This window comes from Paenibacillus sp. FSL H3-0321 (assembly GCF_038002865.1).
Classification (GTDB): domain Bacteria; phylum Bacillota; class Bacilli; order Paenibacillales; family Paenibacillaceae; genus Paenibacillus_AQ.
In genome coordinates this window covers 4,207,311-4,223,293 of record NZ_JBBODH010000001.1, presented here as the reverse complement: position 1 = coordinate 4,223,293, position 15,983 = coordinate 4,207,311, and the positions used below count along the sequence as shown (strand labels likewise).

Genomic DNA, 15,983 nt, shown 5'->3' with positions numbered 1-15,983 from the left:
CGGTGGCACGGCTCAGTGACTTTAGCGGTTGCTGGCTGGTGAGCTGCTTTTTCTGCTTTTGCCCGCTCTCCCTGTGGGAATCGCTTTACGAAAAAAAATTCCCTTTACTCCCTGTCCAATAATGCATTGTAAATATCGCGTTTGGCCAAGCCACGGTCTGCGGCGGCTTTTTTCATAGCTTCCTTCCGTGCCATTCCTGCGTTTTCATAGTGAGCGACATGCAGCTCAATACTGAGCTCGCGCCACCAGGAGGATTCAGCAATCTCAGCTTCTTCTTTGCTTTCCCCTTCAACAACAATTACATATTCGCCAAGCGGCGGATGTTCGGACATCCAAGCAGAACATTCCTCAATCGTGCCGCGCAGAAACTCCTCATAACGTTTTGTCAGTTCACGGGCCAGCACCACCCGGCGGTTGCCGAATGCCTCCTGCAGATGAACCAAGGTTTTGGCTACCCGGTGCGGAGATTCATAGAATAGCAAAGTCCCCTGCACAGAACGAACAGCGGATAATACATTACGGATATCCTTACGCTCCCTGGGCAGGAACCCGACAAAGGTAAAGCTTGTGGTCGGCAAGCCGGAGGCGATCAAAGCTGACAAAGCTGCGTTAGCTCCGGGGATCGGAATAACCGGAATATGGTGGCTGACGGCCAGTGCTACAAGATCTGCTCCAGGGTCGGAAATTGCCGGCAGACCGGCGTCGCTGACAAGCGCCAAATTTTTACCTTCTATTATATAGCGGATCAGTTCCGGTCCACTGGCAGCCTTATTATGCTCATGATAACTGAACAGCATGGAGGGCGTAATTTCAAAATGGCTCAGTAACTTACGCGTCTGTCTTGTATCCTCGGCGGCAATAATATCACATTCTTTTAAAGTGCGGACTGCACGGTAAGTCATATCCTCCAGATTGCCGATCGGTGTAGCGACCAGATAAAGACAACCGCATCCTGGCGGTTTAATTCCATCATTGTTGTTTTGAAAGCTGCTTTGGCATGTTATAGTCATCATTTACCCTCTTTGTTTCCATAATAAATATCCATAATTTCCGGACAGTATTGATTGTCCTCATTATATACGATCAGCGGCGGTTGTAAACGCACCTCAGGCTTTCCATCGCGTGCAGCTTCAATCAATACCATATTGGCTTCCAAATGCGCTCTTGGATGCACGAAACGAATCAGCTTCGGCTCCAGTCTGTTTTGTCTCATCAGGCTGATAATATCCACCAGACGTTGTGGCTTGTGTACCATACTTACCTTGCCTCCGGTACGGACCAGTCTTACACATGCCTGAATCACCTCTTCCAGCGTGCAGCCAAGCTCATGGCGGGCCATCGCCTGATGTGAATTCAGCTTGAGATCGCTTCCGTTAAGCGGCATGTACGGCGGATTAACAGTAATCGCATCGTATACACCGTATCCAGCCTCATTATGCAGTTCGCGTAAATCCCCTTCATGTATCTTGATCCGCTCCTGCAGGCCGTTTAAGGCTACACTACGGCGGGCCATATCCGCCAAACGGGGCTGAATTTCAATACCTTCTATAGAAGCTTTGGTTCGTGTAGTGAGCAGTATCGGAATAACTCCATTGCCAGTACAAAGATCAAGCACTCTGCCGCGTGGCGGTATACCCGCAAACCGGGCCAGCAGTACGGCATCCATCGAGAAGCTGAACACTTCATCACTCTGAATAATCCGCAGATCATGAGTCAATAAATCATCCACCCGCTCCGTTGGCAGTAAAGGAACAGATATTTCGTTAGAAAAATTCGTCATTGTAATCTCCTAAAAGTTTTGTTGAGCATATGCTTCAATGAAATTCTTCGAAACAAAACTTGCTTCGGAAGCATACGCTTAGTTTTGCCTGAACCTATGCACGCTTTCATCAGTCTACGCCCATAAATTCAAAAAAAACCGTAGGCGTAAATCTCCTACGGCTGGATATCCTCATTTATTAAGAAAAGAAAGACAGAACAGACAATCACCTTCTGTGCGCAAATGGCCGAAATAGACATTGCAGATGTGAAAGCCTTCATGATACAGCCGGGCCAGATTGTCATAACCTTCCCCAACTACCTCTTCTGTTCCCTCTCTGGCGGCCAAAAGAGCTTCCGCCTCCGCAGTATCAACGGCAGGGTCCAAAGGTGCGTCCCTCTTCAATATTTTGCGGAGCTGTTCATTCTCCAGACTAAGCCTTTGATTGGTTTCCATCAGTTCCTTAACCGTCTGTTTCCAATCTCCGAGACTTGCGCGCATGCTTTCCATCTGCGCTTCCATCTCCTGCATGTGTGCAAATATATTTATCTTCTCCAAGTTTCCACCCCGAAAGTAACCTTATATGGTTTACTTGACGACAACATCATCCATTGGAAGTTCCTTAACTTTGCCCACTTCAAACAGCTGTACATGAACCGTGCGGGTTCCGGCATTAATTCCTACCACCTTGCCGTCACCGAGTGAGGTTACGACAATCTTGCCTACCGCCGGCATTTCTTCCTTCGTGCTTTCGTAATTATCATGCTCAAACTTCAGGCAACACATCAGCCGTCCGCACAGACCCGAGATCTTTGTCGGATTAAGCGAAAGGTTCTGATCCTTAGCCATCTTGATCGATACCGGCTCGAAATCTCCAAGCCAGGAAGAGCAGCACAACACTCGTCCGCAAGGCCCCAGACCACCCAACATCTTAGCCTCATCACGCACACCAATCTGCCGCAGCTCGATCCGGGTACGGAAAATACTTGCCAGGTCCTTGACCAATTCGCGGAAATCGACGCGGCCCTCGGCAGTGAAATAAAAAATAATCTTATTGCGGTCAAACGTGAATTCCACATCCACAAGCTTCATTTTGAGGGCATGATCGCGAATTTTATTTAAACAGGTGGTAAAAGCGTCCTTGGCTGCACCTTTGTTCTCTTCAACCACACGTGCGTCGGTTTCTCCGGCAATACGCATGACCTTCTTGAGAGGCAATACAACATCCGCTTCCTGCACCTCTTTTTTGCCAACGACAACTCTACCGTATTCGACCCCTCTTGCCGTCTCAACAATAACGCATTGATCGCGTTCAATCGGGAAATCAAGCGGATCAAAATAATATATTTTACCCGCTTTTTTGAAGCGGACACCTACTACGCTGTACAAAAATTAACCCCCTTGTTTGCCGGTAAAGGAACCCTTAAGCAAGTCCGCTCTCTGGTGATCCATGCTTGTCCTTCCTTATCCGTTAAACCCATACTTCCAGGCTGAAGCGACATATAGAGGATATATCATAACTAACCCTTTAACTTTCCAGTCGGATTAAGAACTGCTCCAGACACAGTTGGGCATTGGCATTGGACCGGAGCCTCCGCTTGCTCTCCGCCGCGAATTCCATATAAGCCACCCATTGTTCCGTACTCCGCTGACGGGCATGTCTGGAAATAAAGTCTAACTGATCTATGAAAACGATGCTTTCGTGTCTTCGGTACAGGAAGTAAAGCATATCTTTAAACCAAAGGTGGAACATGCTGAAAAGAATATCCAAATGTTCACCGAGCCCGGCCTTGAACAGCTTCTGCCCTACGGTTGCTACCGCAGTGCTGCCTTTGCCCAAAGACTCCTTAGCTAATTGTAACACTAGATTTCTCATTTCTGCAAACCAATTCTGTGCCAAAAGTTCCCTGCAGCCATCAAGACCTGAAGTCAGCGACACTGCACACCGGGCTAGCGGCACGGGAACCCCCTCGCCGGATAACGCCTGGAGCATAATATCCGGATGCAGCGGACTAAACGGAATACGCTGAGTCCTTGACTGGATCGTTGGAAGCAGGGAACTGCTATTGTCGGAGATTAAAATGCCTACTGCCGGAGCAGGTGGCTCCTCCAAAAATTTGAGCAGACTGTTGGCGGCTTGCACCGTCATTTTATCCGCTCCTTCTATAATATAAACCTTCGGGTTAATTCCTTCCGAGCGGTAAGAAAAAACACGCTGCAGCTCACGGATCTGATCGATCTTAAGGCTCGCCCCTTCGGGCTTCAGCAGGGTTAAATCCGGATGGTTGCCATGCTCAACCTTGCGGCATTCCAGACATTCCCCACAGGCATCGTCCTTGAGCGCGGTGCAAAATATGGCTTGCGCGAATATCAGCGCTGTCTTCATTTGTCCGCTCCCCGAAGGTCCGGTGAACAGATAGGCATGACTGACCGCTTCTTTGCGCAATGCATTTTGCAGCAGGCGTTTGGCATCCTCCTGGCCTAATATATCATGAAAAGGCATAAATTCCTCCAACTCTTTTAAAAAGCAAGATTAATCAGCATTCCGCGGATCTCTCCAACCCGTCCCAGCAGATCAATACGGCCATGCTCACTTTCCAGCAAGTCATCCGCCAAGTTCAGCAGCGCAGCATCGATCTCCTCCAGCAGTTTATATCTTTTACTCCTGCCGCGACGGTCCCAGCCCTTCGTATCCTTCAGAATAACTCCGCGGCGCGCAGTCTCCTCCAGAAACTTTTTGATCATATTGCGGTAAATCGCCAGCTCGCGGACCGTCATGGATTTGGATAGCCGATCGCCCTGCTGCTGGATATCTTTAATCTGGCGGTTAAGCTCATCTATCGTTTTCTGCTCACCCTGCTGATGGAATACATCAGTGAATGATTTTTGCTGAATGGGCCTTCTACCTTCTTCGTTAGTCGGCAGCTCGCTTTTTAGGGGCCTGTAGCCCGGATTGATTTTCAAAGATATCTACCGTCCTTATCATGGGATTGCACCGGTATTATGCTCAATAATGCTCAAAACGATCAACAGGAAGCACGAATACTGTTGCTCCGCCTACCTGTACCTCTACAGGAAGTGGTAAATATGAATCCGTCGTACCGCTCATAGGAGTTACCGGAGTAACAAGCTGCTCACGCACTTTGCAGCTATTGCGGATAACACTAAGTACAGCATCTACCTGAGTATCGTCTACACCAATCATAAATGTGGTATTCCCTGCGCGCAGAAATCCGCCTGTACTGGCCAGCTTGGTTGCACGGAAGTTTGCCTTGACCAGCTCACTGGACAACCGGTTACTGTCTTTATCCTGGATAATTGCGATGATTAAATTCATCTTCGTTCCCTCCTAAAAGTTTTGTAGGCGATACATTGGAGAGTTACCTCTCCAAGGGTGATGTGAAAAGTTCACACCTAAGTAATATTAGACAAAGCGCCTTAAAAATCCTTTAAAATGCGCTCCTGCAGCGTACGAACGATATCCTGTTCAACCATATGAATCGGACGATTGGCATCGAGGACAACAATCCGCTGAGGATCTGATGCAATAACGAGCTGATACCCTTCACGAACCTTTTGGTGAAAAGCCAGGTTTTCCAAATCAAGGCGGTTCACTTCCCGTTCCTGATTGGCGGCGATCCGTGAAAGCCCTACCTCCGGGTCCACATCCAGATAGAAGGTTAGATCCGGCATCCGGCTGCCAATGGCAAAGCGGTTAATGCTCCAGACCTCTTCAATGCCAAGTCCTCTCGCATAACCCTGATACACGAGACTGCTGTCTACGAACCGGTCACAGAGTACGGTAATCCCGTCCTTGAGTGCAGGCTCAACTACTTCCGCCAGATGCTGGCTTCTTGCCGCTGCATACAGCAGCGCTTCCGTCCGGGCATCCATAGCAGTATGGGCGGGATCCAGAATGATGGATCGGATCTTCTCGGCGATTTCAATCCCCCCGGGTTCACGCGTAATCCGGTAGGGCATGGAGTGATTCTGCAAATATGCCGCCACCCGGCCCAGTACTGTTGTTTTTCCCGAGCCATCGCCTCCCTCCAAAGTAATGAAGAAACCTTCTCGTGCCACTTATACTTCTCCGCCCTTCTGAATGTTGTATACCTTGATATGCTGTAAGACCGGATCAGCGCAGGCCTGAAATTTGGCTCCGCCTTTACTGAGACCACTCAGCCGGTTGCATATGGCTTCGGTTATTGCTTCGCCCGGATAGAGCAGTGGAATGCCCGGCGGATAAGGAATAACCATCTCTGCCGCCACTCTTCCTATACTATATTCCAAGCGGATACTTTCTGTTTCACTTTCAAGCACCGGCCGTAAAGAGAACGGAACCCGAGCTGAAATCAGAGACGTGGTGAAATTGTTCCACGTGGAATTATTGCTGTGAGGAGATTCGCTTCTCTCTGCCTGGCTGTCAGCCAAGGCTGCTGCGGGTGCAGGACCAGCAGTAGCCCCAGATGCCTGCGGCACCGGGCATGGCATGTCCGCATCAATCTCCTGCAGCGCGCTCAGCAGCGCTGCGGCATCTTCAGCCTTCGAGCCGAGGCTGAAGGCCAGCACTACGTGCCGGGCATCGCTCATCTCCGGCACGATGCCCTTCTCCTCGAGCCTGCGCTGCAGCTCGAAGCCCCCCAGGACCCCGGCGGCGTCATAAATGACGGCCTTAAAAGGGTCCTGCATGCTGTACGCCGCCCCGCTCTGCGGCGGCGTTCCCGTGCCGGCGGCTGCGCCTGCGCCGCCGGAAGGCTGCAGCGGCACCGCTGGCTGCAGCAGCCTATAGCGCGGCAGCTGCGCCAGGCCGCGCCGCAGGACGTCTACGGCGGCGAGCCCCGCCGTGAAGGCAGCGGCGCGCTGGCTGTGCACCAGCCGCCGGGCCAGATCGAGCGAAGCCATCACGGGGTAGGATGGGCTGGAGCTCTGCACCATCGCGAGCCGCTGCCTAAGCAGGGTGCGGTCAAGCCGCGGGCCCTGCACATGCAGCATGGCGCCCATGGTGAGCGCCGGCAGCATCTTGTGCGTGGACTGCACTACGCCGTCCGCGCCGCACATTAGCGCCCCGGCCGGCAGCGCGGGGTGCTGTCCGTAATGCGCCCCGTGCGCTTCGTCAACCAACAGCGGAACGCTGCTGTCGTGACAGATCTGCGCGAGGGACGCCAGGTCGCTGCCCATGCCGTAGTAATTCGGCATGGTGACCAGCACAGCTGCGGCTTCCGGGTAGGCTGCCAAGGCAGCCTGCACCGTCTCAGCCGCAGGAGCGACCGCAAGGCCGCTGTCCGTATCCAGCAGCGGCTCCAGAAAAACTGCCTGGACACCCGCCAGCATTAGTCCATGAATGACCGATTTATGCACATTGCGCTGCAGAATCATGATCATTTCCGGCTGGGGGCATACCGTCAGGATGAGGGCAAGATTACCGGCAGTGCTGCCGCCAACGAGAAAAAAACTCTCTTCCGCCCCAAAACAATCCGCTGCCAGCTCCTGTGCTTCCTTAATCACCCCTTCAGGATGATGAAGATCATCTGTTCCGGAAATCTCTGTGACATCGTATTTCATGATCTCATCCAGATATCCTGCGCCCCCGAATCCGCTATAAGCCTCACCATTCTTATGGCCCGGCACATGATAAGATATATTACCCTTTACTCTATATTGTTCCAACATTTCGTATACAGGTGCCCTGCCAGGCTGTAAATTGTTCATGATCTATTCCTTCCCTGGGGGTTACCTTCTATTTTAACGCAAATATGTGCAAACGCCTATTATTCTGCACAAAAGCCTCTTCACGACAACAAAACGGCTCCTCCCGCCCTTTAAGACGGGGAAGCCGTTATATTGAAGCCTTCTTATGCAGCCAACGCGACACATAACCACCGCCTGCTCTTTTTACCCCATCTTCATTCCATACCTGTGTTCTGCTCAAGCGTTCTTCTGTAATCCAATCTTCTTCATCCGTCCAATAAAAAAACGGTATTTGGCATCTTCTGCCTCTGTATGCACCATTTCACTCTCACAATCCTCACAAATGAAATGCGAGACAATCACAATACCTTCCTCTTTCACTTGTCCGCAAATGATGCAGGGCTGTCCGGGTTGCTGTTCCATTACCATCCCACCTTGACTCTTTTAAGAACAGTATGTTACACCTTCTATCATTTTAAACCTTTTCATAGTTTTTTCCTATCCTTCAAGGCTTATAATATATATATTCCGTCATTTATCTAAAGGTGAACCTGATGCTGAAGTTTAATAAATTGCTGCCATTCGCCGATATTAGTAACATGAGAACTAAGTGAGGAGGTCAAACCTTTCTTTATGGAACCTAACACCAAAGGCGCAGCCACATTCTATCAATACAAGCTTATCAAAAAGATTAATCTCACGCCTGTTAAGCTGCGGATATATATTGCGCTCCCCCTCTTTTTCGTAGTGCTGGAAACAGTGTTCCTTTCCTGGTGGAGTATCCTGTTCATGATTATTGCCGCACCAGTTGTGATATGGATTCAATATGTAATCTCGCGGTCAGTTCTGGTCATTACCGGGCATCCCATCGCCAAGCGGTGGAGATTATCCTTTCGCCTGCCATGGCTTGGTTATATGCCTGATCAATACATCAGTTATGGCATCTTCCGTAAAGTGCAGATGCATAACTTCTGGATCGGCCTGTGCATCGCCGCGCTGTTTATTGTATGGTCTCCGCCGGCATTTACAGTATCCTTGATCATCTGTCATCTATGGGTGCTCTTCCCCCGTCTTTATACGCTGCTGAGACTAAATCGTGAAGAGAAAAATGGTATGCTTAAGTTCACATCCACTGATGTTTCCTATTACTCTCAGTAATCAACAAGCCACATACATACAGCGATGAAATGCTCACCCTACAATAAATAACCGCCGTCCTAATAGACGGCGGTTATTTATTTACTCTCCAGTTCTTTAACTATGTTTTCTTCTCCTTCGGAATCATCACAATGAAATAGTCATCATGGATCGTTAGGTGAACTGTGAGTCCATCCTTCTCAAAGACTCGGGAGCTTCCTGAATCATCATCCTGTTGTTCTTCCCATCCCCAAGCCTTGATAGCTTCCAAATAAGGCTCTGCAACGCCTTCCTTTTCTTTAAGTCCGGGCAATGAATAACGAACATAATCCATAGCGACATTGGTAGTGGTCCGATCAGGAGAGCTAGCATCCTTAGGTACCGGAAAGCTTTTTTCGTTAAGTGCACCCTCAAAGGCATCCCAGGCAGGCTCTTTCGTACCGCAACCAACCAGCATTACACAAACTATAGAAACAATAAATAATATCCACAAGGGCCGGGTTCGCTTCATACCTTAAATCCTCCTTACCTCTACCATGCATCTAAAGACGCAAGAAAATTCAAATTTAGAATTTATCAGTAGTTCATTCGTATTAAGGTTCTTCTTAATATTTGCACATTTCTATTATACTTTGATCTGCTGTGGCGTCGGTAACAAAAATGTCACTCCATTGTAAGCGTTTTATAAATTCATGCTCCTCTATACCTATCTCTTACACTCTAAATAACAAAAAAGCCACTGTTGAGAAACTCAACAATGGCTTTATGTGCTTGGCGGCGTCCTACTCTCCCAGGACCCTTCGGTCCAAGTACCATCGGCGCTGGAGGGCTTAACGGTCGTGTTCGGGATGGGTACGCGTGGAACCCCTCCGCTATCGCCACCAAACGGGCATTTACAGCGTAAATGCTTCAGGAACCTTAATTCCTGAAAACTGAATCCGAAACGAATCTGCGTCTTACTTTTTGGATAAGCCCTCGACCGATTAGTATTGGTCAGCTCCATGCATTGCTGCACTTCCACCTCCAACCTATCTACCTCGTCGTCTTCAAGGGGTCTTACTAATTGGGAAATCTCATCTTGAGGGGGGCTTCACGCTTAGATGCTTTCAGCGCTTATCCCGTCCGTACGTAGCTACTCAGCCATGCTCCTGGCGGAACAACTGATGCACCAGCGGTACGTCCATCCCGGTCCTCTCGTACTAAGGACAGCTCCTCTCAAATTTCCTGCGCCCACGACAGATAGGGACCGAACTGTCTCACGACGTTCTGAACCCAGCTCGCGTACCGCTTTAATGGGCGAACAGCCCAACCCTTGGGACCTACTTCAGCCCCAGGATGCGATGAGCCGACATCGAGGTGCCAAACCTCCCCGTCGATGTGGACTCTTGGGGGAGATAAGCCTGTTATCCCCAGGGTAGCTTTTATCCGTTGAGCGATGGCCCTTCCATGCGGTACCACCGGATCACTAAGTCCGACTTTCGTCCCTGCTCGACTTGTTGGTCTCGCAGTCAAGCTCCCTTATGCCTTTGCACTCTTCGAATGATTTCCAACCATTCTGAGGGAACCTTTGAACGCCTCCGTTACTCTTTAGGAGGCGACCGCCCCAGTCAAACTGCCCGCCTGACACGGTCCCCGTACCCGATTAGGGCACTAGGTTAGAACCTAGATACGATCAGGGTGGTATCCCAACGGCGCCTCCGCAGAAGCTTGCGCTCCTGCCTCTACGGCTCCCACCTATCCTGTACAGATCGTACCCAAATTCAATATCAAGCTGCAGTAAAGCTCCATGGGGTCTTTCCGTCTTGTCGCGGGTAACCTGCATCTTCACAGGTATTAAAATTTCACCGGATCTCTCGTTGAGACAGCGCCCAAGTCGTTACGCCATTCGTGCGGGTCAGAATTTACCTGACAAGGAATTTCGCTACCTTAGGACCGTTATAGTTACGGCCGCCGTTTACTGGGGCTTCGGTTCACAGCTTCGGATTGCTCCTAACCGCTCCCCTTAACCTTCCAGCACCGGGCAGGCGTCAGCCCGTATACTTCGCCTTGCGGCTTCGCACAGACCTGTGTTTTTGCTAAACAGTCGCTTGGGCCTTTTCACTGCGGCCCCCTCGGGCTATTCACCCTACCGAGGCACCCCTTCTCCCGAAGTTACGGGGTCATTTTGCCGAGTTCCTTAACGAGAGTTCTTCCGCGCGCCTTAGAATTCTCTTCTCGCCTACCTGTGTCGGTTTGCGGTACGGGCACCTTCTCCTGGCTAGAGGCTTTTCTTGGCAGTGTGAGATCATGACCTTCGCTACTATAATTTTCGCTCCCCATCACAGCCCAGCCTTAATGATGTGCGGATTTGCCTACACACCAGCCTCACTGCTTAGACGGACATCCATCAGTCCGCGTCACTACCCTCCTGCGTCACCCCATCGCTCATAGCGGATTACGGTGGTACAGTAATTTCAAACTGTTGTCCTTCGACTACGCCTTTCGGCCTCGCCTTAGGTCCCGACTTACCCTGAGCGGACGAGCCTTCCTCAGGAAACCTTGGGCTTTCGGCGGATCAGATTCTCACTGATCTTTTCGTTACTCATACCGGCATTCTCACTTGTATGCTGTCCAGCGCTCCTTACGGTACACCTTCAACCTGCATACAACGCTCCCCTACCCCAGATACATAGTATCTAGCCATAGCTTCGGTGGTGTGTTTAGCCCCGTTACATTTTCGGCGCAGAGTCACTCGACCAGTGAGCTATTACGCACTCTTTCAATGGTGGCTGCTTCTAAGCCAACATCCTGGTTGTCTGTGCAACTCCACATCCTTTCCCACTTAACACACACTTGGGGACCTTAGCTGATGGTCTGGGCTGTTTCCCTTTTGACAATGGATCTTAGCACTCACTGTCTGACTCCCGGCAAGAAGTTAATGGCATTCGGAGTTTGACTGAGCTTGGTAACCCTTGCGGGCCCCGCACCCAATCAGTGCTCTACCTCCACCACTCCATTCACCGAGGCTAGCCCTAAAGCTATTTCGGGGAGAACCAGCTATCTCCGAGTTCGATTGGAATTTCTCCGCTACCCCCACCTCATCCCCGCATTTTTCAACATACGTGGGTTCGGGCCTCCAGTGCGTGTTACCGCACCTTCACCCTGGACAGGGGTAGATCACACGGTTTCGGGTCTACGTCCACATACTCAGTCGCCCTATTCAGACTCGCTTTCGCTGCGGCTCCGGCTTCTCACCTTAACCTTGCATGTTAAACGTAACTCGCCGGTTCATTCTACAAAAGGCACGCCATCACCCATAGATCGGGCTCTGACTTTTTGTAAGCACACGGTTTCAGGTTCTATTTCACTCCCCTTCCGGGGTGCTTTTCACCTTTCCCTCACGGTACTGTTTCACTATCGGTCGCCAGGTAGTATTTAGCCTTAGCAGATGGTCCTGCTGGATTCATACGGGGTTTCACGTGCCCCGCACTACTCGGGATCCGTCTCGGAGAGAACACAGTTTAGGCTACAGGGCTTTTACCTCTATCGCGGGCCTTTCCAGACCTCTTCGCCTACCATATTCCTTTGTAACTCCATGTGAGACGTCCCACAACCCCAAGAGGCAAGCCCCTTGGTTTAGGCTGTTCCGCGTTCGCTCGCCGCTACTGACGGAATCACTATTGTTTTCTCTTCCTCAGGGTACTTAGATGTTTCAGTTCCCCTGGTCTGCCTCTATCTCCCCTATGTATTCAGAGAGAAGTAACTGCGAATTACCACAGCTGGGTTTCCCCATTCGGACACCCCCGGATCAAAGCTTGCTTACAGCTCCCCGAGGCAGTTTCGTTGTTCGCCACGTCCTTCGTCGGCTCCTGGCGCCTAGGCATCCTCCGTGTGCTCTTATTAGCTTAACCAATGCGTTTTTCCAGAAGGAAAAACGCTAGCATCGCTATAATTAAAACTTGTTCACACAAGTTTCAGCTAAAAGATGTTCTAAAACGCAAATTCGTTTCGGTATCCAGTTTTCAAGGATCAAGGTATTACTGAGAGCTTAAACTCTCAAAACTGACCAACGAGTGAGTAACAGGCCTAAACCTGAGTTTTGGAAGACATGCTTCCGATTTGAATGTTTCCGTTGCAGGAAACGATTCTCCATAGAAAGGAGGTGATCCAGCCGCACCTTCCGATACGGCTACCTTGTTACGACTTCACCCCAATCATCTACCCCACCTTCGGCGGCTGGCTCCCTTGCGGGTTACCCCACCGACTTCGGGTGTTGTAAACTCTCGTGGTGTGACGGGCGGTGTGTACAAGACCCGGGAACGTATTCACCGCGGCATGCTGATCCGCGATTACTAGCAATTCCGACTTCATGCAGGCGAGTTGCAGCCTGCAATCCGAACTGAGACCGGCTTTGCTGGGATTGGCTCCACCTCGCGGCTTCGCTTCCCGTTGTACCGGCCATTGTAGTACGTGTGTAGCCCAGGTCATAAGGGGCATGATGATTTGACGTCATCCCCACCTTCCTCCGGTTTGTCACCGGCAGTCACTCTAGAGTGCCCAGCACTACCTGCTGGCAACTAAAGTCAAGGGTTGCGCTCGTTGCGGGACTTAACCCAACATCTCACGACACGAGCTGACGACAACCATGCACCACCTGTCTCCTCTGTCCCGAAGGCCGCCACTATCTCTAGTGGATTCAGAGGGATGTCAAGACCTGGTAAGGTTCTTCGCGTTGCTTCGAATTAAACCACATACTCCACTGCTTGTGCGGGTCCCCGTCAATTCCTTTGAGTTTCAGTCTTGCGACCGTACTCCCCAGGCGGAGTGCTTACTGTGTTAACTTCGGCACCAAGGGTATCGAAACCCCTAACACCTAGCACTCATCGTTTACGGCGTGGACTACCAGGGTATCTAATCCTGTTTGCTCCCCACGCTTTCGCGCCTCAGCGTCAGTTACAGCCCAGAAAGTCGCCTTCGCCACTGGTGTTCCTCCACATATCTACGCATTTCACCGCTACACGTGGAATTCCACTTTCCTCTTCTGTACTCAAGCCACCCAGTTTCCAGTGCGACCTCAGGTTGAGCCCAAGGTTTAAACACCAGACTTAAATAGCCGCCTGCGCGCGCTTTACGCCCAATAATTCCGGACAACGCTTGCCCCCTACGTATTACCGCGGCTGCTGGCACGTAGTTAGCCGGGGCTTTCTTCTCAGGTACCGTCACTCCGGTAGCAGTTACTCTACCGGACGTTCTTCCCTGGCAACAGAGCTTTACGATCCGAAAACCTTCATCACTCACGCGGCGTTGCTCCGTCAGGCTTTCGCCCATTGCGGAAGATTCCCTACTGCTGCCTCCCGTAGGAGTCTGGGCCGTGTCTCAGTCCCAGTGTGGCCGTTCACCCTCTCAGGTCGGCTACGCATCGTCGCCTTGGTGAGCCGTTACCCCACCAACTAGCTAATGCGCCGCAGGCCCATCTCTTTGTAGCAGATTGCTCCGCCTTTCATCCTTCGTCCATGTGAACAAAGGAATTATCCGGTATTAGCTACCGTTTCCGGTAGTTATCCCAGTCAAAGAGGTAGGTTGCCTACGTGTTACTCACCCGTCCGCCGCTAAGTTAATCCGGAGCAAGCTCCTTCATAACTCCGCTCGACTTGCATGTATTAGGCACGCCGCCAGCGTTCGTCCTGAGCCAGGATCAAACTCTCCAAATTGGTATTTAGAAAGAGCGATTGCTCAATTTGAAACATCTGACGAGAATTTACATTCTCTAATTTTGGATCTCACTTGCGTGATTTCCATACTCACTCGTTGTTCAGTTTTCAAAGATCAAGCTCGTTGTCAGTGTCGATTATCTCGTCACCAGCAACTCTTATAATATATCACATCCAACCGATCAATGCAAGCTCTTTTTTTAACTTCTTTTTCGAGCCCGGCGTTGATGTTTCGCGGCCAGAAATAGAATATATCATGTATGGTTCTGCATTGCAAGCATTATTTATAAAATTCTTTCTAAAGTAAACAGCTTGTATCGCCCCCTACTGCAAAGGCACCAGCATAAAGGGCGATAACAAAGCTTTCGTTGGACTCATCCCTTGGGTTAGGCAATGATCTCCTGAATGTATAGCTCACGTTCCATCATCAGGTTGACGATCTTTCCCTCCACCTGCACCATAGGGCGGGTAGGGTTGCTGCGGTCTGTAAAGATAATCTCTCCATGACGCCCGTCGCTTAATCGTATTCTTGTGCCATTGTAGAGATCCGTTGTTTTCTGAATAAAGGTTTGAACGATAACCGGATCCAGCTTACCGAAGCTTTCAGTCTGTAGCTGCTCCAATACCAGATAAGGCGACTGAGCCTTTCTGTAAGCCTTCTCCAGGGTCATAGCGTGAAAGATATCAGCCACAGCAACGATCTTGGCGTAGACATGAATTTGGCTGCCCTCCAGATGGAGCGGATAACCAGTACCGTCTATTTTTTCGTGATGCTGAAGTGCCGCAAGTCTAACCCCTTCGTTAATAGCTGTAACATTTCTCAGCAGCTGGTATCCATAAGTGGTATGTCTGCGGACTTCTTCTAATTCCGCTCCATTCAGCGGGGTCGGCTTGTGCAGCAGTGCCCCATCTACTTTAACGTTACCGATATCATGCAGCAAACCGGCAAATGCAGCCTGCATCCAATCTTTCTGCGGATATCCGCACCACTGGGCGATTTTATAACAGGTTAATGCCGACAGCACTGCATTGTGATAGTTATAATCTTCATCATGCAGAATCCGTGGAGCAAACTTCAAGACATGATAATCTTTTAAATTGCCGATCAATGCTTCCAACTGACTCCGTAATTCAAAAATGGGTATCGAGGCAGCAGCAACAGAACCGTAGCTCTGCTTAATCAAAATCAGCATCTTCTCATATTCATCATGTAAAGAGGAATTGCTTTTGGCCAGCACTGACTCATTTATGAGTGTTCCTGCCTTGACTGGCAACGTCTTCGCGGCTGTTTTAACATTTTCAGCAGGTACGGCCTCTCCCTGGTTGCCTTCAATCTCCACATGTTGAATTAAAAAAGCCTGCAGAATCTCAACGTCGCGTGGCAGTATTATTTTTCCTTTGGGAAATAATACTCCTCCTAAAGGGGTAACTACATCTTTAATAACTTTTGAACCTGGTTTAACTTCTGCTACGGATATATTTGGCATCCACTCAGCCCCTCTACTTCATGACACTTGCGCTCAGGAATGCTGCTCTATATAGAGACTGAACATTACCGGCTAACTGGTGTGCCGCCAGGCAGCACCGGAGTATTTGATTCTCTAATTATAGTATGGATAGTTGCAAGCGGCTAGATAGTGTATCGGCAATCCATAAAAATTATATTAGAAAGCAAAAAAAGAGCACGGGCTTCTTATAAGAAACCTGTG

The 15,983-nt window shown here is 50.1% G+C and carries 13 protein-coding genes and 3 rRNA genes; 1 reads left to right on the top strand and 15 read right to left on the bottom strand.

The genetic code is table 11. From position 1 onward, the window contains the following. Positions 1-104: 104 nt before the first annotated feature. The 10 genes from rsmI to MHI45_RS18730 form a co-directional block, all read right to left on the bottom strand. Complete coding sequence (gene rsmI, locus MHI45_RS18775) at positions 105-1,010, bottom strand: 16S rRNA (cytidine(1402)-2'-O)-methyltransferase (protein ID WP_341119828.1); 906 nt, start codon at positions 1,008-1,010, stop codon at positions 105-107. Further along, the gene (locus MHI45_RS18770) at positions 1,010-1,780 is read right to left on the bottom strand and encodes a tRNA1(Val) (adenine(37)-N6)-methyltransferase (protein ID WP_341119288.1); all 771 of its coding nucleotides are present in this window, start codon (positions 1,778-1,780) and stop codon (positions 1,010-1,012) included. The genes rsmI and MHI45_RS18770 overlap by 1 nt, the downstream gene beginning before the upstream one ends. A 171-nt stretch (positions 1,781-1,951) precedes the next feature. Further along, positions 1,952-2,317 (bottom strand): initiation-control protein YabA, encoded by a 366-nt coding sequence (locus MHI45_RS18765; RefSeq protein ID WP_038584339.1) that lies wholly within the window; start codon positions 2,315-2,317, stop codon positions 1,952-1,954. Between the two features lie 30 nt (positions 2,318-2,347). Next, entirely contained in the window at positions 2,348-3,148 is an 801-nt protein-coding gene (locus MHI45_RS18760; RefSeq protein ID WP_340895716.1) for a PSP1 domain-containing protein, read from the bottom strand. Positions 3,149-3,287: 139 nt separating this feature from the next. After that, positions 3,288-4,262, bottom strand: a complete 975-nt coding sequence (holB, locus tag MHI45_RS18755) for a DNA polymerase III subunit delta' (RefSeq protein ID WP_341119287.1) — start codon at positions 4,260-4,262, stop codon at positions 3,288-3,290. Positions 4,263-4,279: 17 nt separating this feature from the next. Continuing rightward, positions 4,280-4,723 (bottom strand): YaaR family protein, encoded by a 444-nt coding sequence (locus tag MHI45_RS18750; protein ID WP_038584331.1) that lies wholly within the window; start codon positions 4,721-4,723, stop codon positions 4,280-4,282. A gap of 43 nt (positions 4,724-4,766) precedes the next feature. Beyond that, on the bottom strand, positions 4,767-5,096 hold the full coding sequence (locus MHI45_RS18745) for a cyclic-di-AMP receptor (protein WP_038584327.1): 330 nt from the start codon (positions 5,094-5,096) through the stop codon (positions 4,767-4,769). Between the two features lie 101 nt (positions 5,097-5,197). Next, entirely contained in the window at positions 5,198-5,839 is a 642-nt protein-coding gene (gene tmk, locus MHI45_RS18740) for a dTMP kinase (protein WP_076113619.1), read from the bottom strand. Continuing rightward, the gene (locus MHI45_RS18735) at positions 5,840-7,468 is read right to left on the bottom strand and encodes an aminotransferase class I/II-fold pyridoxal phosphate-dependent enzyme (protein WP_076113618.1); all 1,629 of its coding nucleotides are present in this window, start codon (positions 7,466-7,468) and stop codon (positions 5,840-5,842) included. Positions 7,469-7,684: 216 nt separating this feature from the next. Continuing rightward, positions 7,685-7,870: a sigma factor G inhibitor Gin gene (locus MHI45_RS18730; RefSeq protein WP_038584317.1), complete on the bottom strand. Its 186-nt coding sequence runs from the start codon at positions 7,868-7,870 to the stop codon at positions 7,685-7,687. Positions 7,871-8,080: 210 nt separating this feature from the next. Between MHI45_RS18730 and MHI45_RS18725 the strand changes: the two genes are divergently transcribed. Continuing rightward, entirely contained in the window at positions 8,081-8,605 is a 525-nt protein-coding gene (locus MHI45_RS18725) for a hypothetical protein (RefSeq protein WP_038584312.1), read from the top strand. A 100-nt stretch (positions 8,606-8,705) separates the two neighbouring features. On the opposite strand, the gene MHI45_RS18720 is transcribed toward MHI45_RS18725, so the two are convergent. The 5 genes from MHI45_RS18720 to MHI45_RS18700 form a co-directional block, all read right to left on the bottom strand. After that, complete coding sequence (locus MHI45_RS18720) at positions 8,706-9,095, bottom strand: hypothetical protein (protein WP_340895732.1); 390 nt, start codon at positions 9,093-9,095, stop codon at positions 8,706-8,708. 258 nt (positions 9,096-9,353) lie between these two features. Continuing rightward, positions 9,354-9,470 (bottom strand): 5S ribosomal RNA (rrf, locus tag MHI45_RS18715). Positions 9,471-9,547: 77 nt separating this feature from the next. Beyond that, positions 9,548-12,474 (bottom strand): 23S ribosomal RNA (locus MHI45_RS18710). 244 nt (positions 12,475-12,718) lie between these two features. Continuing rightward, a 16S ribosomal RNA gene (locus MHI45_RS18705) occupies positions 12,719-14,274 on the bottom strand. Together the 16S, 23S and 5S rRNA genes form the textbook arrangement of a ribosomal RNA operon. Before the next feature lie 386 nt (positions 14,275-14,660). Next, positions 14,661-15,761: an HD-GYP domain-containing protein gene (locus tag MHI45_RS18700; RefSeq protein WP_341119286.1), complete on the bottom strand. Its 1,101-nt coding sequence runs from the start codon at positions 15,759-15,761 to the stop codon at positions 14,661-14,663. Positions 15,762-15,983 lie beyond the last annotated feature (222 nt).

What these genes read in the sequence shown, in the direction of transcription:
- rsmI (WP_341119828.1), bottom strand. Translation starts at nt 1,010, where the DNA reads ATGACTATAACATGCCAAAGCAGCTTTCAAAACAACAATGATGGAATT.
- MHI45_RS18770 (WP_341119288.1), bottom strand. Translation starts at nt 1,780, where the DNA reads ATGACGAATTTTTCTAACGAAATATCTGTTCCTTTACTGCCAACGGAG.
- holB (WP_341119287.1), bottom strand. Translation starts at nt 4,262, where the DNA reads ATGCCTTTTCATGATATATTAGGCCAGGAGGATGCCAAACGCCTGCTG.
- MHI45_RS18745 (WP_038584327.1), bottom strand. Translation starts at nt 5,096, where the DNA reads ATGAATTTAATCATCGCAATTATCCAGGATAAAGACAGTAACCGGTTG.
- MHI45_RS18735 (WP_076113618.1), bottom strand. Translation starts at nt 7,468, where the DNA reads ATGAACAATTTACAGCCTGGCAGGGCACCTGTATACGAAATGTTGGAA.
- MHI45_RS18730 (WP_038584317.1), bottom strand. Translation starts at nt 7,870, where the DNA reads ATGGAACAGCAACCCGGACAGCCCTGCATCATTTGCGGACAAGTGAAA.
- MHI45_RS18725 (WP_038584312.1), top strand. Translation starts at nt 8,081, where the DNA reads ATGGAACCTAACACCAAAGGCGCAGCCACATTCTATCAATACAAGCTT.
- MHI45_RS18720 (WP_340895732.1), bottom strand. Translation starts at nt 9,095, where the DNA reads ATGAAGCGAACCCGGCCCTTGTGGATATTATTTATTGTTTCTATAGTT.
- MHI45_RS18700 (WP_341119286.1), bottom strand. Translation starts at nt 15,761, where the DNA reads ATGCCAAATATATCCGTAGCAGAAGTTAAACCAGGTTCAAAAGTTATT.